At 71.0% G+C, this 18,160-nt stretch carries 17 protein-coding genes and 1 tRNA gene; 11 read left to right on the top strand and 7 right to left on the bottom strand.

What is annotated here, in order from left to right; all coding sequences use genetic code 11:
- Positions 1-285: 285 nt before the first annotated feature.
- Both ABKW28_RS13975 and ABKW28_RS13980 read left to right on the top strand, forming a co-directional pair.
- Positions 286-1,281 (top strand): IS481 family transposase, encoded by a 996-nt coding sequence (locus tag ABKW28_RS13975; protein ID WP_348610630.1) that lies wholly within the window; start codon positions 286-288, stop codon positions 1,279-1,281.
- 108 nt (positions 1,282-1,389) lie between these two features.
- Complete coding sequence (locus ABKW28_RS13980) at positions 1,390-2,475, top strand: tyrosine-type recombinase/integrase (RefSeq protein WP_348610633.1); 1,086 nt, start codon at positions 1,390-1,392, stop codon at positions 2,473-2,475.
- Positions 2,476-2,505: 30 nt separating this feature from the next.
- Here the strand turns inward: ABKW28_RS13980 and sodN are convergent, their stop codons facing one another.
- Positions 2,506-2,907, bottom strand: a complete 402-nt coding sequence (gene sodN / locus ABKW28_RS13985; protein ID WP_348610636.1) for a superoxide dismutase, Ni — start codon at positions 2,905-2,907, stop codon at positions 2,506-2,508.
- A 49-nt stretch (positions 2,908-2,956) separates the two neighbouring features.
- Between sodN and ABKW28_RS13990 the strand changes: the two genes are divergently transcribed.
- The 4 genes from ABKW28_RS13990 to ABKW28_RS14005 all read left to right on the top strand — a co-directional run bounded on the left by ABKW28_RS13990 (position 2,957) and on the right by ABKW28_RS14005 (position 6,443).
- Complete coding sequence (locus tag ABKW28_RS13990) at positions 2,957-3,331, top strand: S24/S26 family peptidase (RefSeq protein WP_348610639.1); 375 nt, start codon at positions 2,957-2,959, stop codon at positions 3,329-3,331.
- A 182-nt stretch (positions 3,332-3,513) separates the two neighbouring features.
- On the top strand, positions 3,514-4,722 hold the full coding sequence (locus ABKW28_RS13995; RefSeq protein ID WP_348610642.1) for an NADP-dependent malic enzyme: 1,209 nt from the start codon (positions 3,514-3,516) through the stop codon (positions 4,720-4,722).
- A gap of 54 nt (positions 4,723-4,776) precedes the next feature.
- On the top strand, positions 4,777-5,745 hold the full coding sequence (locus ABKW28_RS14000; RefSeq protein ID WP_348610696.1) for a zinc-binding dehydrogenase: 969 nt from the start codon (positions 4,777-4,779) through the stop codon (positions 5,743-5,745).
- Between the two features lie 8 nt (positions 5,746-5,753).
- Entirely contained in the window at positions 5,754-6,443 is a 690-nt protein-coding gene (locus ABKW28_RS14005) for an SDR family oxidoreductase (RefSeq protein ID WP_348610645.1), read from the top strand.
- 22 nt (positions 6,444-6,465) lie between these two features.
- Here the strand turns inward: ABKW28_RS14005 and ABKW28_RS14010 are convergent, their stop codons facing one another.
- Positions 6,466-7,086, bottom strand: a complete 621-nt coding sequence (locus ABKW28_RS14010; protein ID WP_348610648.1) for a TetR family transcriptional regulator — start codon at positions 7,084-7,086, stop codon at positions 6,466-6,468.
- Positions 7,087-7,234: 148 nt separating this feature from the next.
- Between ABKW28_RS14010 and ABKW28_RS14015 the strand changes: the two genes are divergently transcribed.
- The 3 genes from ABKW28_RS14015 to ABKW28_RS14025 are packed head-to-tail and all read left to right on the top strand — an operon-like array spanning position 7,235 to position 9,782.
- Positions 7,235-8,347 (top strand): iron-sulfur cluster-binding domain-containing protein, encoded by a 1,113-nt coding sequence (locus tag ABKW28_RS14015; protein WP_348610650.1) that lies wholly within the window; start codon positions 7,235-7,237, stop codon positions 8,345-8,347.
- Positions 8,348-8,375: 28 nt separating this feature from the next.
- A complete protein-coding gene (locus ABKW28_RS14020; RefSeq protein ID WP_348610653.1) occupies positions 8,376-9,494 on the top strand; it encodes an acyl-CoA desaturase in 1,119 nt (372 codons plus the stop codon).
- A 60-nt stretch (positions 9,495-9,554) separates the two neighbouring features.
- Positions 9,555-9,782: a hypothetical protein gene (locus ABKW28_RS14025; RefSeq protein ID WP_193667519.1), complete on the top strand. Its 228-nt coding sequence runs from the start codon at positions 9,555-9,557 to the stop codon at positions 9,780-9,782.
- Between the two features lie 6 nt (positions 9,783-9,788).
- Here ABKW28_RS14025 and ABKW28_RS14030 read toward each other — a convergent pair whose 3' ends face one another.
- The 3 genes from ABKW28_RS14030 to ABKW28_RS14040 are packed head-to-tail and all read right to left on the bottom strand — an operon-like array spanning position 9,789 to position 14,418.
- On the bottom strand, positions 9,789-10,436 hold the full coding sequence (locus ABKW28_RS14030; RefSeq protein WP_348610656.1) for an acetoacetate decarboxylase family protein: 648 nt from the start codon (positions 10,434-10,436) through the stop codon (positions 9,789-9,791).
- A gap of 48 nt (positions 10,437-10,484) precedes the next feature.
- Entirely contained in the window at positions 10,485-10,661 is a 177-nt protein-coding gene (locus ABKW28_RS14035) for a DUF6104 family protein (protein WP_193667517.1), read from the bottom strand.
- 4 nt (positions 10,662-10,665) lie between these two features.
- The gene (locus ABKW28_RS14040; protein ID WP_348610659.1) at positions 10,666-14,418 is read right to left on the bottom strand and encodes a multifunctional oxoglutarate decarboxylase/oxoglutarate dehydrogenase thiamine pyrophosphate-binding subunit/dihydrolipoyllysine-residue succinyltransferase subunit; all 3,753 of its coding nucleotides are present in this window, start codon (positions 14,416-14,418) and stop codon (positions 10,666-10,668) included.
- Positions 14,419-14,560: 142 nt separating this feature from the next.
- Here ABKW28_RS14040 and ABKW28_RS14045 point away from each other — a divergent pair, with 142 nt between their 5' ends.
- On the top strand, positions 14,561-15,241 hold the full coding sequence (locus ABKW28_RS14045) for a hypothetical protein (protein ID WP_348610666.1): 681 nt from the start codon (positions 14,561-14,563) through the stop codon (positions 15,239-15,241).
- A complete protein-coding gene (locus tag ABKW28_RS14050) occupies positions 15,238-16,173 on the top strand; it encodes an LCP family protein (protein WP_348610669.1) in 936 nt (311 codons plus the stop codon). The genes ABKW28_RS14045 and ABKW28_RS14050 overlap by 4 nt, the downstream gene beginning before the upstream one ends.
- 106 nt (positions 16,174-16,279) lie before the next feature.
- Here ABKW28_RS14050 and ABKW28_RS14055 read toward each other — a convergent pair whose 3' ends face one another.
- Positions 16,280-17,800, bottom strand: a complete 1,521-nt coding sequence (locus tag ABKW28_RS14055; RefSeq protein WP_348610672.1) for a hypothetical protein — start codon at positions 17,798-17,800, stop codon at positions 16,280-16,282.
- 242 nt (positions 17,801-18,042) lie between these two features.
- Positions 18,043-18,115 (bottom strand) — tRNA-Arg (locus tag ABKW28_RS14060).
- Positions 18,116-18,160 lie beyond the last annotated feature (45 nt).

An 18,160-nucleotide genomic window follows, 5' to 3' on the forward strand; every position in this document is an offset into this window, starting at 1 on the left:
TTGGGCACGGTGTACATCCTTCCAGCGGCACCTCTCGGCACCACAGATCAGATGTCACCTACTCGTGCAGCAGTCCCGACCTCACTTCTACAAGATCGGCCGCCACCTCGTCACCACCATCGGAGACCTGCGGTGCTGGATCGAACTGCAGAAGCGCACCGTGGACTCGCAGTCCTAGATGTACTGACCACGGAGGTTAGGAACGGCGCGGCGTCCGGACATGGGTGAAGGCCTCCGGTGAGGTGTGGAGCTACCACAGCAACCACCACTCACCAAGAGGCCTTCGTGACCCACGCTATGTCACCCCTGTCCGAAACCGGTCGTCTGCGTATCGCGCGCTGCGTGGTCGACCAACACTGGCCGCTGCGACGCGCTGCTGAGCGGTTCAACGTCTCGGTCACCACCGTGCGGCGCTGGCCCGATCGCTACCGCGAGCACGGGCCAGCGGGCATGGCCGATCGCTCCTCACGGCCGCGCTCGTGTCCTCACCGCACACCCACCAAGACCGAGCGACGGGTCCTGGGGCTGCGGGTCTCACGGCGATGGGGCCCAGCACGCATCGCCTACCGCCTCGGGCTGCAGCCCTCCACGGTGCACAAGATCCTGCGCCGCTACGGCTGCCCGCCGCTGGCCTGGACCGACCCCGCCACCGGGGTACGCGTGCGCGGCCCCCAGGGCAGCCGGCGCGTCGTGCGCCGCTACGAGCACGACGCCCCCGGCGACCTGGTCCACGTCGACATCAAGAAGCTCGGCCGGATCCCCGACGGCGGCGGTCACCGCATCCACGGCCGCCAACAGGGCAAGAAGAACCGCCGCTCGATCAAGCATGGCTACTGGTACATCCACAACGCTGTCGACGACCACTCACGCCTGGCCTACAGCGAGCTGCTCAGCGATGAGAAGAAGGAGACCGCTGTCGCGTTCTGGAACCGCGCCCAGGCCTACTTCGAGTCAGCCGGCATCACCATCACTCGCGTGCTGACCGACAACGGGTCCTGCTACCGCTCACAAGTCTTCGCCAAGACCCTCACCGACGCCGCGATCACCCACAAGCGGACCCGCCCCTACCGGCCACAGACCAACGGCAAAGTCGAACGGTTCAACCGCACCATGCTCGAGGAATGGGCCACGCCCAGCCCTACCTGTCCGAGTCAGAACGCGCCGCAGTCCCCAGCCTTCCCCGACTTCCTCCACACCTACAATCACCACCGAGGCCACACCTCACTGGCCGGCAAGACCCCCGCAGACCGCGTACCCAACCTCCGTGGGGAGAACACCTAGAGCCCATCGTCCACAGCTGCGGCAAAGAGCCGCTGTTGTGCACACAAGACGGTTCCCGTACACGCGACTGGGACCGCACGATGTTCGCTGTTGTGGGGAGGTGACCTCGTGGCCAGCATTACGCGACGCTCGAACGGGCGATGGCGGGCTCGCTACCGCGATGAAAACGGCAAAGAGCACGCCAAGCACTTCGATCGAAAGGTCGATGCCCGCCGTTGGCTGGACCAGGTTGTCGCGTCCGTGGTTCGTGGCGACTACGTCGACCCTGCAGCCGGAAACATCACCGTCACGCGGTACGCCGAGCAGTGGGAGGCGGTGCAAGTCTCGAGCGCGGGGACTCGGCGGATCGTTGACAACGCATTGCGTCTGCATCTCCTTCCTGCGCTAGGGCACCACAAGATCGGCTCAGTGCGGCCGACCACCGTGCAGGGCTTCGTCCGCGATCTAGAGGTCGAGGGGCTCTCAGCAGGCACCGTGAGGAACATCTACGACGTCGCCGCCAGGGTCTTCGCCGCCGCCGTCGACGACCGGATCATCGCCCACACACCGTGCCGCAAGATCAGGCTGCCCAAGGGCGGCAACGAGGAGGTGGTGCCTCCCACGGTGGACGAGGTCGCCGCCATCATCGACGTCATCGACGACCGGTGGGTGGCCCTCATTGTGCTCCTGGCCGGCTCAGGCCTTCGGATCGGGGAGGCGCGAGGGTTGGAGGTCCGCGACGTGGACCTGGGGCGCCGCACCATCCGGGTCGAACGCCAACGCTTGCAGAACGGAGAGGTTCATGCGCTGAAGTCGAAAGCATCCCGTCGGACCGTCCCGATCGGACAAGTGGTTGTGGAGGAGCTCGCTGCGCACCTCTCGGCGTACGCGACAGACGGACCGCTGTTCGTCGATGAGCTCGGTCGCGCACTGCCGTACTGGCGGTGGAAGCGGGTGCTGGCTGAAGCGTGCAGGGAAGCCGGCGTCGACGTGGGCTCGCACGGCCTGCGGCACTTCGCCGCCTCAGCCTTGATCGCCGGGGGAGCGTCGGTGAAACAGGTCCAGGCCTTCCTGGGGCATGCGTCCGCGGTGATCACGTTGCGGACCTATGCCCACCTGTGGCCAGGAGATGAGGACCGGACCCGGAACGTGCTCGACGCCGCCCTCGGCCCGCTTGCGGACTCGCTGCGGACCGGGACGGCGTCGAGGAGGTGAAACTGCAGGTCAGACGACCTGCGCAGGGGGTCAGCCCTTCTTGGTCTCCCAGAAGATCTCGGCGATCTCGTCGATCTTGGCCAGCAGCTGGTCGGCCACGTCGGCGTCGAGCGCACCCTTGGCGCCGGACGCGCCGGCGAGCTTGGTGGCCTCGTTGACCAGCACGTGCAGCTGGGGGTACTTCTCGAAGTGCGGCGGCTTGAAGTAGTCGGTCCACAGCACCCACAGGTGGTGCTTGACCAGCTCGGCCCGCTGCTCCTTGATCAGGATCGCGCGGGTGCGGAAATCGGGGTCGTCGTTGTCGGCGACCTTGGCGATGATGCCCTTGATCGACTCGGCCTCGATGCGGGCCTGCGCGGGGTCGTAGACACCGCAGGGCAGGTCGCAGTGGGCAGACACCTCGACGGTGGGCGCGAACAGCTTGGCGAACATGCAGGTCCTCTCGTACGTCGTCTGGCTTCTGGCTGGGACACTACTCCGCGTGAGCGACACGTCCCCACCCGCTCGGGCGGGTCGAGCCCCGCGCCCCGGCAACGCCCGCAGCCGGTCGTGGGGCTGGGCGCTGGTGCGCGGCGACTCGATGCGCCCGGGCCTGCGTCCCGGTGACCGCCTGCTCGTCTCCTACCGGCGCCCGGTGCGCCCCGGGCGCATGGTCGTCGCCCGGCTGGGCGACGGCACGCTGGCGGTCAAGCGTGCCGCCGAGCGGCGTCGTACGGCGTCGGGCGCGCCGGGGTGGTGGCTGCTCAGCGACGACCCCCACGTCGGCGTCGACTCGCGGCACCGGGGGCCGGTGCCGGAGCCCGACGTGCTGGGCGTCGTGGTCGCCCGGGCCTGGCCGCGGCCCCGGCGGCTCTGAGGCGCGGCTCGCCCGTGCGGTGTGACCCACCGCACGGTGGGACGCCCCCCGGGGCGTCGGCCCCGCTGTGCGAGACTGCGATCACGCGCACCCCGCCCGGGTCCCGGCGCTCCGAGGCACCACCCCGCCCGTCGAGCCGGATCCGTCCCCGACGGCCCTCAGCCTGGAAAGACCTCAACGAGATGTCCTCAGTCCCCGAGCCGCCCCAGCCGGCCACCGCCACGAGCCACCCGTTCGAGGGCGACCCCGTCTTCGACCTGCACCTGGGCGGCAAGATGCGGGTCGCCGCGACCGCGCCGCTCAAGGACGCCGCCGACCTGTCGCTGGCCTACACGCCGGGTGTGGCCCTGGTGTGCGAGGCGATCGCCGCCGACCCGAGCATGACCCAGCACTACACCTGGGTGCCCAACACGGTCGCGGTGGTCAGCGACGGGACCGCGGTCCTCGGGCTCGGCGACATCGGCCCCTCGGCCGCGATGCCGGTGATGGAGGGCAAGGCGGTGCTGTTCAAGCAGTTCGGCGGCGTCGACGCCGTCCCGATCTGCCTGGACACCACCGACACCGAGCAGATCATCGAGACCGTCGCCCGCCTGGCGCCGAGCTTCGGCGGCATCAACCTCGAGGACATCTCGGCGCCGCGGTGCTTCGAGATCGAGGACCGCCTCAAGGAGATCCTCGACATCCCGGTCTTCCACGACGACCAGCACGGCACCGCCGTGGTGGCGCTCGCCGCGCTGAAGAACGCGCTCAAGATCACCGGTCGGGAGGCGGCGACGACCCGCGTGGTCATCTCGGGTGCCGGGGCCGCCGGCGTCGCCGTCGCCAAGATCCTGCTCGAGGCGGGCATCACCGACCTGGCCGTCACCGACCGCAAGGGCGTCCTGCACTCCTCGCGCGGCGACCTGACCCCGGTCAAGAAGGCCCTCGCCGAGATGACGGCCGACAAGACCGGGCGCACCGGGACCCTGGGCGACGTGCTCGCCGGCGCCGACGTCTACCTCGGCGTCTCCGGCGGCACCGTGCCCGAGGAGGACGTGGCGCGGATGGCGCCCGACGCCATCATCTTCGGGCTGGCCAACCCCACGCCGGAGGTGCACCCCGACATCGCGCACAAGTACGGCCGGGTGGTGGCCACCGGCCGCTCGGACTTCCCCAACCAGATCAACAACGTGCTGGCCTTCCCGGGGATCTTCCGCGGTGCGCTCGACGTGCACGCCACCAGCATCACCGAGGGCATGAAGCTCGCGGCGGCCAACGCCCTGGCCGAGCTGGTCGGCGACGACCTGAGCGAGACCTTCGTCATCCCCTCGCCCTTCGACGAGCGGGTGCCGGGCGCGGTGTCCAGCGCGGTCGCCGAGGCGGCGCGGCGCGACGGGGTCGCGCGCCGCTGACGTGGTGCGGGCCCTCACCGCTGCGGGTGGTCGCCGACGAGTAACGTGAGCCACATGTTCGCCGTCTACGCCGACTCCTTCTCCTCCGACGACCCGCTGTCCGGCCTGGTGGTGGGCGAGCGCCCCGAGCCCGAGGCCCCCGACGGCTGGACCACGGTCACCGTCAAGGCAGCCTCGCTGAACCACCACGACGTGTGGTCGCTGCGCGGCGTGGGCCTCAAGCAGGAGGCGCTGCCGATGATCCTCGGCTGCGACGCCGCCGGCCTCGACGAGGACGGCAACGAGGTCGTGGTGCACGCCGTGGTGAGCGACCCGTCCTGGAGCGGCGACGAGACCTTCGACCCCAAGCGCTCGCTGCTCTCCGAGCGCCACCAGGGCACCTTCGCCGACAAGGTGGTCGTGCCGCGCCGCAACGTGGTGCCCAAGCCGGCCTCGCTCTCCTTCGAGGAGGCCGCCTGCCTGCCGACCGCCTGGCTGACCGCCTACCGGATGCTCTTCACCCGTGGCGACCTGACCGCGGGCGACACGGTGCTGGTGCAGGGCGCAGGCGGTGGCGTCGCGACCGCGGCGATCATCCTGGGGCGCGCGGCGGGGCTGCGGGTGCTGGCCACCAGCCGCGACGAGGCCAAGCGGGCCCGGGCGCTCGAGATCGGGGCCCACGAGGTCTTCGAGTCCGGCGCACGGCTGCCCGTCAAGGTCGACGCCGTGATGGAGACGGTCGGCCGGGCCACCTGGTCGCACTCGGTGCGCTCGCTGAAGCCCGGCGGACGCCTGGTCATCTCCGGCACCACCTCCGGCCCCCAGCTCGACGACGCCGAGCTGACCCGCATCTTCTTCCTGCAGCTCTCGGTGGTGGGCTCGACCATGGGTACCCGCGACGAGCTGGCCTCCCTGGTCTCCATGCTCGACGCGACCGGCGCCCGCCCGCTCGTCGACCGGGTCCTGCCGATGGAGCAGGCCGCCGAGGGCTTCGCCGCCATGATCGACGGCGACGTCTTCGGCAAGGTCGTGCTGACCCGCTGAGCGCGACCGTGAGCACCCGCACCCACCTGCTGACCGGCGCCGGGTCGGGCATCGGAGAGGTCCTGGCCCGTCTGCTGCGCGAGCGCGGCGACGAGGTGTGGCTGCTGGCCCGCTCCGACGAGCGTGCCGGCGAGCTCGCCGAGGCCTGCCCCGGTGCCCGCACGCTGGTCGCCGACCTCGCCGACCCCATCGCGGTCGAGGCGTTGGCCGACCGGCTGCCGCGGCGGCTCGACTCGCTCGTGCACGCCGGCGGCGTCGTCGAGCTCGGCACCGTGGGCGAGCTCTCGGCCGCGGCCTGGGTCGAGACGGTCACCGTCAACCTCGTGGCCCCCGCCGTCCTGACCCGGCTGGCCCTCCCGGCCCTGCGCTCGGCGCGCGGCACCGTCGTGCTGGTCAACTCCGGTGCCGGGCTGGTCGCCAAGCCGCAGTGGTCGGCGTACGCCGCCAGCAAGCACGGGCTCAAGGCGCTCGCCGACTCACTGCGCGCGGAGGAGTCGGAGCACGGCGTGCGGGTGAGCACGATCTATCCCGGCCGCACCGCCACGGCGATGCAGGAGAAGGTGCACGCCCAGGAGGGCAGGGACTACGACCCGTCGCAGTGGATCGACCCGGCCACCGTCGCCGCGGCGATCCTGCAGGCCCTCGACCTGCCCGACGACGCGGTGCTGACCGACCTGTCGCTCACGCCTCGGGGCTAGCGGGTCGCCGGCCGCTGCGTCCTCACGTGCGCGAGCGCCAGTTGAGGGCGCCGACCAGCACCATCCGCAGCTGGGTGCGGGCCTTCTCCACGATCTGCCTCTCGGCCTCGGGCCGCTGCGCGGCGGCGAGGATCTCCTCGGCCACGGCCACCATCGCCGAGACGATCAGGCCCGAGAGGATGCGCAGGTCCTCGGGCGACCAGTCGACGGTGCCCGGCAGGCGGGCGAGGTCGGTGGCCAGCTCGCGCTCGCACAGCTCGATCTCGTGGCGGATGGCCTCGCGGACCGCCGGCTGGCCCGCGGTGCGCTCGCGGGCGATGAAGGCGAAGTGGGAGCGCTGGCGGTGGACGTGGTCGACCAGGATGGAGACCGAGCCGTCGACGATGTCGGTGGTGGAGCCCTGGTCGCGCCGCACGTCGCGCAGCAGCGCTCGCAGCGACGCGAACGACTCGTCGACGAGGCTCAGGCCCAGCGACTCGATGGAGTCGAAGTGGCGGTAGAAGCCGGTGGGGACGATCCCCACCTCCTTGGCGACCTGTCGCAGCGAGAGGGCCACCAGGCTGCTGTCCTCGCAGAGCTCGAGCGCGGCGTCGAGGATCGCTCGACGGGTGCGCTCCTTGCGCTCGACACGGGTCTGGGTCACGCGTCGATGCTATCGCCGTCGGGTGGCCGCCCCGCTGCGGGCCCGGGGCCCCGGGTGGTGCGGCTCACCCGGGGGTGCCGTTGACGGCGGGCCAGGTGGGTCGTCATAGTTTCGGTGTACGTACGTTCACTGAATTGTGGAGGAAGTCATGGGTGTCCTCAGCGCCGTCCTGCAGTCCCGCGCCGCGGCCGCCCTGGCCTCGCCCCACGGCGTGGACCGGTTCCTCGAGCAGGTCAACCCGCTCTGGGCCGCGCACGAGGTGCGGGGCCGCGTCGTCGACGTGCGGCGCGAGACAACGGGTGTGCACCCGGTCAGCACGCTGACGGTGCAGCCCACCTCGACCTGGCGCGGGCACCGCGCGGGGCAGCACGTGCAGGTCGGCGTCGACCTGCCGGGGGCTCGTCGGGCCACGCGCTGCTTCTCGGTGTCGTCGGCGGCCTCGGGCCCGGGAGAGCGGTTCACGCTGACGGTGCGCGCCCACGACGACGGCGACGAGCGCACCTCGCTCTCGCGCCACCTGGCGACCGCGGCGACCCCCGGCACCCTGCTGCACCTGAGCCAGGCCGGGGGCGAGTTCACCATGCATGCCACGCCCGCGACGCCGACCCCGCACCCGGTGCTGCTGATCAGCGGCGGGTCGGGCATCACCCCGGTGATGTCGATGCTGCGCACGCTGCTGCGTGACGGCTACGACGGGCGCGCCGGACGCCCGGTCACGTTCCTGCACTACGCGAGGAGCGCCACCGAGCAGATCTACGCCGAGGAGCTCGCCGCCATCGCGCGCTTCGACAACCACGTCGACGTGCGGGTGGTGCACACCGGGGCGGGCGGGCAGCGGTTCGGCCCCGCCGCGCTGGCCCGTCTGGTGCCCGGGTTCCGCGACACCGACACCTGGGCCTGCGGTCCGACCGGGCTCGTGCAGGCCGTGCAGGCGGCGTACGACGGCAGTGAGCGACTGCGCGTCGAGCACTTCAAGGCGCCCGCCAGCCCCCTGGGCGCCGAGGAGGCCCAGGGCGAGACCAGCTTCGCCCGCAGCGGGCTCGGCGCCGCCAACACCGGCGAGACCCTGCTCGCCCAGGCCGAGGCGCTCGGGCTGCGCCCGCAGACGGGCTGCCGGATGGGCATCTGCTTCTCCTGCACCACCCGCAAGACCAGCGGCACCGTGCGCGACGTCGTCACCGGCGAGGAGTCCGCGCGTCCCGACGAGGACGTGCGCATCTGCGTGTCCGCCCCCGTCGGCAGCTGCACCGTCGATCTCTGAGCCTTCACCCCCGAGAGGACACACCTTCATGACCACCACCGCGAGCACCGACGCCGGCCCCAGCCCCCGGCTCACCCCCGACCAGCTCGACGCCCTCGGCGCCGAGATGGACGCGATCCGCCAGCGTGTGCTGGCCGCCCTCGGCGAGGCCGACGCCGACTACATCCACGGGGTCGTGCGTCTGCAGCGCCGTCTCGAGGTCGCCGGCCGGGCCCTGTTCTACCTGCCGCCCGCCTGGCCACTGGCCGTGGCGGCCCTGAGCGTCTCGAAGATCCTCGACAACATGGAGATCGGCCACAACGTCATGCACGGCCAGTACGACTGGATGGGCGAGCCCGGCCTGAGCTCGCGGATGTACGAGTGGGACAACGTGTGCCCCTCCGAGCAGTGGCGCTACTCCCACAACTACATCCACCACACCTTCACCAACGTGCTCGGCAAGGACCGGGACATCGGCTACGGCATCCTGCGCATGGACGAGGACCAGCCCTGGCACCCCTACTACCTCGGCAACCCCGTCTACGCGTTCCTGCTGATGGTCTTCTTCGAGTGGGGCGTGGCGATGCACGACCTGGAGGTCGAGAACATCGTGGCCGGCCGCCGCTCCCTGGCCGACAACAAGGCCCTGCACGCGGGGATCATGCGCAAGGTGCGCCGCCAGGCGCTCAAGGACTACGTGCTCTTCCCGGCCCTCACGGGACCGTTCTTCCCGCTGACCCTGGCCGGCAACGCCACGGCCAACCTGGTGCGCAACGTCTGGGCCTTCAACATCATCTTCTGCGGGCACTTCCCGGCCGGGGTGGCGACCTTCTCGGAGGAGGAGTGCGAGGACGAGTCCCGCGGGCACTGGTACTACCGCCAGCTGCTGGGCTCGGCCAACATCGACGGCGGGTCGCTGTTCCACCTGATGACCGGCAACCTGTCGTTCCAGGTCGAGCACCATCTCTTCCCCGACCTGCCCGCCCGTCGCTACCCGGAGATCTCCGGTGAGGTGCGGGAGATCTGCGAGCGCTACGGCCTGCCCTACAACACCGGCCCGCTGGGCAAGCAGCTGCTGAGCGTGGCCCGCAAGATCTGCCGCCTGGCCCTCCCGGACCGTCGCAGGGAGCAGCCGTCGCAGGCGGCCGAGCAGCCCGCCGCCGCCTGAGTCGTCCGGCGTGAGCGAGCCCACCTGGCCAAGAGCGTCCGTGGCGGTGAGACTGAGGCCATGAGCCAGACCCCTGAGCAGCGCGGCGAGGAGCGGCTGAGCCGTGCCGAGATCGGCAAGGACGCCGCGCAGAGCGCCGTCGAGGCCGCGGCCACCACCGTCGGCGAGGTCGCCACGATCGTCACCGGGGCGGTCAAGGGCGTGGCCGGGGCCCTGGGCGGCCTGGCCACCGAGGTCTTCGAGATCCGCGAGGCCGCCCGTCGCGCGGCCGAGCGCTCGGAGGAGTGAGCCTGCTCAGCCGAACGACAGCGTGAAGTCGCGCTGGCGGAAGGAGAGCAGGTGTCGGCGACCGGCCAGCCAGCCCAGCGGGCCGGCGGGGTCGAAGTCCCACCGGGCGGTGCACGGGGCCACCTTCGAGCGCCCGGCCATGTCGGTCTCCACCGGCACGGTGTGGGCATCGATCGGGGCCTGCCAGGTGCCGCCCTTGGCGGGCACCCGCGGCGCCAGTGACGACAGGTCGCTGAAGCGCGCGCTGGCGACCGGCAGCCCAGCGGTGCTCATCGACCACGACGCCCGCGAGAGCGGGCCCCGCTGCGAGGTCGACGACTCGAAGTCGCCCAACCCCTTGGGGATCGCCCAGAGCCCACGACCGCCCGCCACCGAGGCGGGGGAGTCGACCCAGATGTCGGTGATGCTGACCCGGCGCTCGCCGGCGGGGGTGCGCATCACGCGCGCCACCAGCAGCTCGGAGTAGGTCAGCGGGCTGCCCTCCTCGTAGGAGACGAAGGCGGCGCCGTAGACGCCCTTCGGGTGCTGCTCGTCCACGTCGTGGCCGACGCGGAAGACCGAGACCCACATCTGGCCCACCATCTGCCAGGGCGCCGGCGGGTAGTCCACCGAGCCGTTGCCAGGAGCGGGGGAGGAGGTCGCGTCCGTGCTCATCGCCGGAGTCTAGCCACGCCACCGCCCCCGCGTCCGCATTCTGACAGGTCAGTCTTCCGGATCGTCGAGCCGGGCCAGCCAGGTCGCCAGACGCTCCACCGCGGTCTCGAACTCCGGGTGGGTGTCGGTGAAGGCCTGCAGCTGCTCGGCGAGCCACGCCAGGGTGACCTCCTCGTCACCCCGGCGTCGCTCGAGCTCCTCGATGCCCCGGTCCGTGTAGTACATGGCCTCAGGCGAACGCCTGGTCGAGCAGGTCCTTCTGCTCGGCCTGGTGGCGCTTGGCGGTGCCGACCGACGGGGAGGAGGACTCCGGGCGGGTGACCGGCTCGACCTGTGCGTCGACCTCGGGCCAGGCGTTGAGCTGGTAGTGCGGCCACGGGCCCATGTTGCGGGGCTCGTCCTGGACCCAGCGCACCGTCTTGAGGTGCGGGTAGCGTGCGATCTCGGCCTTGATGTCGTCGAGCGGTCGCGGGTAGAGCTGCTCGACGCGCGCGATGGCGAAGCGCTCCGAGCCCTCCCGCTTGGCCCGCTCGACCATCAGGTCCCAGGTCACGCGACCCGAGCAGATGAGCAGGGTGTCCACCTTCGAGGCGTCCGCGTCGGCGTCGCCGATGAAGGGCCGGAAGGTGCCCGAGGTGAAGTCCTCGGGCTGCGAGGCGGCCTCCTTGCGCTTGAGCATCGACTTGGGCGTGAAGACGATCAGCGGGCGGTGCGCCTCGCCCAGCGAGTGCTGGCGCAGCAGGTGGAAGTACGACGCCGGCGTCGAGGGCTGGGCGACCACGAACGCCTCGTCGGCGGCCATGGTCAAGAAGCGCTCGATGCGGGCCGAGGAGTGGTCGGGGCCCTGGCCCTCGTAGCCGTGCGGCAGCAGCAGCACGACGCCTGACTGCTGGCGCCACTTGGTCTCGCCGGCCGAGATGAACTCGTCGATGACGGTCTGCGCGCCGTTGACGAAGTCGCCGAACTGCGCCTCCCACAGCACCAGCGCCTCGGGACGCGCCACGGAGTAGCCGTACTCGAAGCCGAGCGCGGCGTACTCGGAGAGCAGCGAGTCGTAGAGGTAGAGCTTGGCCTGGTCCTCGGTCAGCGACGACAGCGGCGTCCACTCGTCGGCGTTGACGCGGTCGATGATGGTGCCGAAGCGCGAGACGAACGTGCCGCGGCGCGAGTCCTGGCCGGCCAGGCGGACCGGGCGGCCCTCCATCAGCAGCGCGCCGAAGGCCAGCACCTCGCCGGTGCCCCAGTCGATGGGGCCCTCGGTGATGGCCTTGGCGCGGCGCTGCAGCTGCGGCATCACCTTGGGGTGCACGGTGAAGCCCTCGGGCGGGGTGACGTAGGCGTCGGCGATCCGCTTGAGGTACTCCAGCGGCACCGAGGTGTCGGCCTCGCCGGTGGGCTTCTCGGGGTAGTCGGGGACCGTGGTCCACTCCGAGGGGTGGCCGGTGGCCTCGCGCACCTCGGTGAAGACGCGCTCGAGCTGCTGCTGGTAGTTCTTGAGGACCTGCTCGGCCTCCTCGATCGTGATGTCGCCACGACCGATGAGGGACTCGGTGTAGAGCTTGCGCACCGAGCGCTTCTGCTCGATCAGGTCGTACATCAGCGGCTGCGTGTACGACGGGTCGTCGCCCTCGTTGTGGCCGCGTCGGCGGTAGCAGACGAGGTCGATGACGACGTCCTTGTTGAAGGCCTGGCGGTACTCGAAGGCCAGCCGGGCCACGCGGATGCAGGCCTCGGGGTCGTCGCCGTTGACGTGGAAGATCGGCGCCTGGACCATCCGGGCCACGTCGGTGCAGTACAGCGAGGAGCGCGACGAGCCGGGGGAGGTGGTGAAGCCGACCTGGTTGTTGACCACCAGGTGCACGGTGCCGCCGGTGCGGTAGCCGCGCAGCTGGGAGAGGTTGAGGGTCTCAGCGACCACGCCCTGGCCCGCGAAGGCCGCATCGCCGTGGACCAGCAGCGGCAGCACCGGGTAGGCGCTGCCCTGGTCGAGGACGTCCTGCTTGGCGCGGGCGATGCCCTCGAGCACCGGGTCGACGGCCTCGAGGTGCGAGGGGTTCGCGGCCACCGAGACCTTGACGGTCTCGCCGCTCTCGGCCTCGAACTCGCCCTCGGCGCCGAGGTGGTACTTCACGTCGCCGGAGCCCTGCACGGTGCGGGGGTCGATGTTGCCCTCGAACTCGCGGAAGATCTGGGAGTAGTTCTTGCCCACGATGTTGGCCAGCACGTTGAGCCGGCCACGGTGGGCCATGCCCATCGTGACCTCGTCGAGGCCCGACTCGGCCGCGGCCTCACAGATCTCGTCGATGACCGGGATCGTGGTCTCGCCGCCCTCGAGCGAGAACCGCTTCTGGCCGACGAACTTGGTCTGCAGGAACGTCTCGAAGGCCTCGGCCTGGTTGAGCTTGAGCAGGATCCGCAGCTGCTCCTCGCGGGGCGGCTTGGTGTGCGGCTGCTCGACGCGCTCCTGGATCCAGCGACGCTGCTCGGGATCCATGATGTGCATGTACTCGATGCCGGTGGTGCGGCAGTAGGAGTCGCGCAGGATGCCCAGGATGTCGCGCAGGCGCATGAAGCGCCGCCCGGTGCCGCCGAAGGAGCCGGTGGCGAACTCGCGGTCGAGGTCCCACAGGCTCAGCCCGTGCGTCTCGATCTCGAGGTCGGGGTGGGTGCGCTGGCGGTACTCGAGCGGGTCGGTGTCGGCCATCATGTGACCGCGCACCCGGTAGGCGTGGATCAGCTCCAGGATGCGCGCCTGCTTGCTGATCTCGTCGTCGTGCGACGTCGCGATGTCGTGGCCCCAGCGGATCGGCTCGTAGGGGATCCGCAGCGAACGGAAGATCTCGTCGTAGAAGCCGTCCTGGCCCAGCAGCAGCTGGTGGACCCGCTTGAGGAACTCACCCGACTGCGCGCCCTGGATGACGCGGTGGTCGTAGGTGGAGGTCAGGGTCATCACCTTGGAGATCGCGTTGCGCGCGATCGCCTCCTCCGAGGCGCCCTGCCACTCCGGCGGGTACTCCATCGCGCCGACGCCGATGATGGCGCTCTGCCCCGTCATCAGGCGCGGCACGGAGTGGTTGGTGCCCAGGCCGCCGACGTTCGTCAGGCTGATGGTGGTGCCCTGGAAGTCCACGACGCCCAGCTTGTTGTCGCGGGCCTTGGTGACCATGTCCTCGTAGGCGGTCCAGAAGCCGGCGAAGTCCATCGCCTCGCAGCCCTTGATGCTCGGCACCAGCAGCTGGCGGGTGCCGTCGGACTTCTTCTGGTCGATGGCCAGGCCGAGGTTGACGTGGGCGGGGGTGACCAGGTTGGGCTTGCCGTCGACCTCGGCGTAGGAGTTGTTCATCTCCGGCATCGACTTCAGGGCCTTGACCAGCGCGTAGCCGATGAGGTGCGTGAAGGAGACCTTGCCGCCGCGGGCGCGGGCGAGGTGGTTGTTGATGACGGTGCGGTTGTCCCACAGCAGCTTGACCGGCACCGAGCGCACCGAGGTGGCGGTGGGCACCGTCAGGGAGACGTCCATGTTGGCCACGGTGCGGGCCGGCGCGCCGCGCAGCACCTTGTATGTCGGCTCGTCGCTGGCCCCGGCGGGGGCCGGCGGCTTGGACTCCTTGGCCATCGGGGTGGTGGTTCCCTTCGAGGGCTCGGCGGCCTTGGTCTCCGGGCGCGGCTTGGCGACCGGGGCGGGCGCCTCGGAGCTCGCGGTCTCGGACGTGCCGGAGGGCTTCGACGCAGGCTTCTTCTCGGCCTGCTCCTCGGGCGTCTTCTCGGGCGTCTTCTCGGCCTGCGGGGCCTGCTGCGCCGGGGCGGCGCCGGTGCTGTCGCCGTTGCCGTTGGCCTCGAAGTAGGAGGCCCAGCTGGGCTCCACGCTGCTCGGGTCCTTGCGGTAGCGCTCGTACATCTCCTCCACGAGCCACTCGTTGGCACCGAAGTCGTCGGAGACCTCGGGGGAGGTGGAGGGGGAACTGCTGGGGGACTGCGGCACGGCTTGCTTCGCCTCTTCCGATGAGCGCGCGTGGATGGGTGGAGTCGGTGGTCAAGGCTAGACCCACGCACCAGCAAATGCCGAGGTTGGGCCTGCTTTCGGACAGGGTGTTGCCGGACTAACACCACGAGAGGAGCAGACGATGCCGTCGCCACACCCCGGCGGGCCCCGCCGGACCCTCATGACCGGCCTGGTCGTCGTCCTGACCGCGACCCCCGGGCTGGTCGCCTGCACCGGCGAGGAGCCCCGCAGCGAGGGTCCCGGCCCCGCCGCGAGCAGCCGGCCCGGGACGGGCGGCGAGCCCCGCCCGGCGCGCCGCGTGCGTACCGACGTGGCGGTGGGGGAGGTGGTCGGAGCACTGGGGCCGGTGAAGCGGCGCCGGGTCGCCACCGGTGTGGGACGCGCGGTGGACCGCTGGTGGGACGCGGCGTTCGTCGACGCCACCTACCCGCGGCGGCGCTACCGCTCGGTGTTCCCGGGCTTCACACCCGGGGCCGCGCAGGCGGCCCGCCGTGACCTCGACCGGATGACCAGCCACCGCCTCGGCGAGCGGATCGACGCCCTGACCCCCGTGCGGCGGCGCGTCGTGGTCGACATCCTGGCCACCCAGGAGACCGCGCGCGGCGTCACGGCGCGCACCACGCTCGACTACCAAACCAGCGGCGAGGTGGAGCGTCGGGTCCGGGTGAGCGCCCGGCTGTTCATGCTCTACCGCGAGGGCTGGAGGATCTTCGGGTACGACGTGCTGCAGGGGCCCAAGCCGACGAGCGGCCCGCGCGGTGGCAAGGCCCGCCAGCGCGGCCGGGACAGGAGCAGGTCATGACCACGACCACGACCACGACCAGGCGCACGCGTGCCGGGCGCGGCCTGCGCACCGCCCTGCTCGGCACGGTGCTGGCCGGCACCGCCCTCGTGGTGCCCCCGCCGGAGGTGGCGCCGGGCGACGTCGCCCTGGTGAAGGCGCAGCGCTCCGGCGCGGTCGACCTGAGCCCCGACGTGGTGTGGATCCTCGCCGTGGGCTCCGACGCCCGGCCCGGTCAGTCGATGACCCGCTCGCGCGGCGACGCGCTGCAGATGGTCGGCATCGACACGCGCACCGGGGCGGCCTCGGCGATCGGCATCCCGCGCGACTCGTTCGTCTCCATTCCGGGCCACTCCGCCAACCGGGTCAACGCGGCCATGGTGCTGGGCGGGCCCGAGCTGCTCGGACGCACCGTGGGCGCGATGGTGGGGGTCCAGCCCGACTACGTGATGGTCACCCGGTTCCCGTTCTTCGAGGACCTGGTCGACGACATCGGCGGCATCACGGTGACCAACCCGCGCCGCTTCTCCGACAGCTCGCTGAAGCCCGAGGGCTTCGCCCAGGGCCGCATCCGGCTCAACGGGTACGGCGCCATGGCCTTCTCCCGCATCCGCAAGACGCTCGCGGGCGGCGACTTCGCCCGCTCGGCCAACCAGCAGCGGGTGCTGCGCGGCATCGGTGCCGAGATCCGCGCCAAGGCCGACCGGCCGGGCTTCGTCGAGCGCGGCGTGCTCAGCGTGGTCCAGCACATGGACACCGACCTCGGGCCCGGCGAGCTGTTCCGCCTGGCGCGCGCCGTCGCGCGGGTGGACCCCGCGCGCATCACCACCTGCGTCGTGGGTGGGGCGGTGGCGACCATCCGCGGGATGAGCGTGGTGCGGCCCAACCTCACCCAGGCCCGTCGCCTGGGGGCGGCCGCGCGCGGCGACGCCACGCTGCCCCCCGGCTGTTGACGCAGGCTGCTGAGGACGCCGGACGTGCCACGACCGGGACGGCCCTGGTGGGCCGTCCCGGTCGCGGGCGGTGCTGCGGTGCTGCGGTGCTGGTCGGCTCAGCCGGTCAGCGGGGGTAGATCTTCGACTCGACCCAACCCAGGTCGAGGTCGAGGATGCCCGGGATCTTGACGTTCATCGCCGACAGGTTCGCGCCGTAGTAGTTGCGCGTGAAGCGCGGGCCGAAGGTGATGAAGCCGGTCTGCTGCAGCTCGTCGATGGTGAACTCGACGGTCTCGCGGATCTTCAGCCCGCCCTCGGGCAGCAGGCTCTCGCCCTTGTAGAGGATGTCGCCGACCTTGAACTTCGGCTTGTCGGAGCCGCGGACCCGCTCGCCCTTGCGGCTGAGCAGGTTGAGCTTCGAGCTGATGCCGGTGATCTCGAGGTCGAGCACGGGGATCGAGAAGGAGCCCAGCGAGCTCTTGGCCATCGAACGGGCGCGCCCGCGCGACATCTGCTTGGCCTTGTAGGAGTACTCGAGGCCGTCGAGGACCGCGACGCCGCCCAGGCCGGGCAGGCTCAGCGGGATGCTGCGCTCGCCCTCGATGGTCTTGACGACCTTCTTGTTGCCGGTGCCCTCGCAGGGGATCGACTGGGTGCCGATGCCACCCATCTTCAGCAGCGCCACGTCGTCGTTGATCGGCAGCGCCTCGAAGTCCAGGCCCATGATCGTGGAGCGGAAGACGCCCGAGGGCACGGAGTCGGCGATGCGCGACTGGGCGTAGCCCAGCTTGAGCAGCACGGGGGAGTCGTTGTCGGTCTCGCTGGGGTCGACCTCGATGGCCAGCGCGCTGGCGCCCGAGGACGCCGAGTGCTCCCCGATGGTGCTGAACGAGCTGCCGAGGCCGATGGAGCCCAGGCCCGGGATCTCGATGATGCCGCCGACGGTGTCGGTGAGCAGGGTGACGAGCTGGTCGACGATCTCGTTGACCGGCGCGGCGACCTGGTTGACGATGTCGAGCAGGTCGGCCAGCGGCGTGTCCTCGACGACGGTGCCCTCGTAGTCCAGCGAGATGCCCGCGAAGCCGAAGCTCTCGGCCGTGCCGAAGGGGTTGCCGTCGCCATCGGCGTCGGCCGGGTCGTGGAAGGAGTCGGCGACCGAGTTCAGGCCCTTGATCTTGAGCGTCGGGATCTTGAGGTCCTCGACGAGCTCGCCGCCCAGGGTGATGTCGGCGATGGTGTTGACGGCCCGGGTGCCGGTGACACGGCCCTCGCGGTAGGTCGAGGTGCGGCTGGTGCTGGGGGAGATGCTGATCAGCTTGGCGATGTCGACCGGGGCGTTCTCGGCGATCAGCGCGGTGATCTGGTCGGTGCTCAGCTTCGAGGGCTTCACGCGCTCCACCCCGGCGCTGCGGGTGCAGGCGAGGATGTCGAGGGAGTCCTTGAGGCTCTTGATGTCGATGCCGCCCACCGAGACCTTGGTGCCGAAGGCGAGCGCCTTCATGCCGAAGTCGGTGATCGTCTTCTGGTTGGCCCGCGCCTCGGTGGACTCACCGGCGACGGCGGTGGGGTTCGCGGCGAGGGTGCCGGCAAGGCTGACCGCACAGACGGCGGACGCCGCAGCGGCCCTCTTGAGGGACTTCTTCACGCTCTCCTACTTTCATCGGCGCAGCGGCGCTGCGGGACGTGGGGGCCGGAAGAAGCGTGTGGAGCACCCTCCCCTCCCGGTGGGGACCAGTGGTTCGATCCCTCGACAGGTAGAACGGGCTGGGCGCGCCGGGGTTAGGTAGTCCGTTCGGGCTGGTACAGACCAGTCCGAACGGGTCAGAGGCGTCGCTGGAGGACGCAGAAGGCCCGGCCCACAGACGTGGACCGGGCCTCGCGGTCGGGTGCCCCCGGCAGGATTCGAACCTGCGGCCACTGGTACCGGAAACCAGTGCTCTATCCCCTGAGCTACGGAGGCATGCCACGCTGCGCAACGGCTGCGGGACGGCGTCACCCTACAACT

It is taken from the genome of Nocardioides sp. 31GB23, from assembly GCF_040012395.1.
GTDB classification, from domain to species: domain Bacteria; phylum Actinomycetota; class Actinomycetes; order Propionibacteriales; family Nocardioidaceae; genus Nocardioides; species Nocardioides salarius.

What these genes read in the sequence shown, in the direction of transcription:
- ABKW28_RS14020 (WP_348610653.1), top strand. Translation starts at nt 8,376, where the DNA reads ATGACCACCACCGCGAGCACCGACGCCGGCCCCAGCCCCCGGCTCACC.
- ABKW28_RS14045 (WP_348610666.1), top strand. Translation starts at nt 14,561, where the DNA reads ATGCCGTCGCCACACCCCGGCGGGCCCCGCCGGACCCTCATGACCGGC.
- ABKW28_RS14030 (WP_348610656.1), bottom strand. Translation starts at nt 10,436, where the DNA reads ATGAGCACGGACGCGACCTCCTCCCCCGCTCCTGGCAACGGCTCGGTG.
- ABKW28_RS14050 (WP_348610669.1), top strand. Translation starts at nt 15,238, where the DNA reads ATGACCACGACCACGACCACGACCAGGCGCACGCGTGCCGGGCGCGGC.
- ABKW28_RS14015 (WP_348610650.1), top strand. Translation starts at nt 7,235, where the DNA reads ATGGGTGTCCTCAGCGCCGTCCTGCAGTCCCGCGCCGCGGCCGCCCTG.
- ABKW28_RS13995 (WP_348610642.1), top strand. Translation starts at nt 3,514, where the DNA reads ATGTCCTCAGTCCCCGAGCCGCCCCAGCCGGCCACCGCCACGAGCCAC.
- ABKW28_RS14035 (WP_193667517.1), bottom strand. Translation starts at nt 10,661, where the DNA reads ATGTACTACACGGACCGGGGCATCGAGGAGCTCGAGCGACGCCGGGGT.
- ABKW28_RS14025 (WP_193667519.1), top strand. Translation starts at nt 9,555, where the DNA reads ATGAGCCAGACCCCTGAGCAGCGCGGCGAGGAGCGGCTGAGCCGTGCC.
- sodN (WP_348610636.1), bottom strand. Translation starts at nt 2,907, where the DNA reads ATGTTCGCCAAGCTGTTCGCGCCCACCGTCGAGGTGTCTGCCCACTGC.
- ABKW28_RS14000 (WP_348610696.1), top strand. Translation starts at nt 4,777, where the DNA reads ATGTTCGCCGTCTACGCCGACTCCTTCTCCTCCGACGACCCGCTGTCC.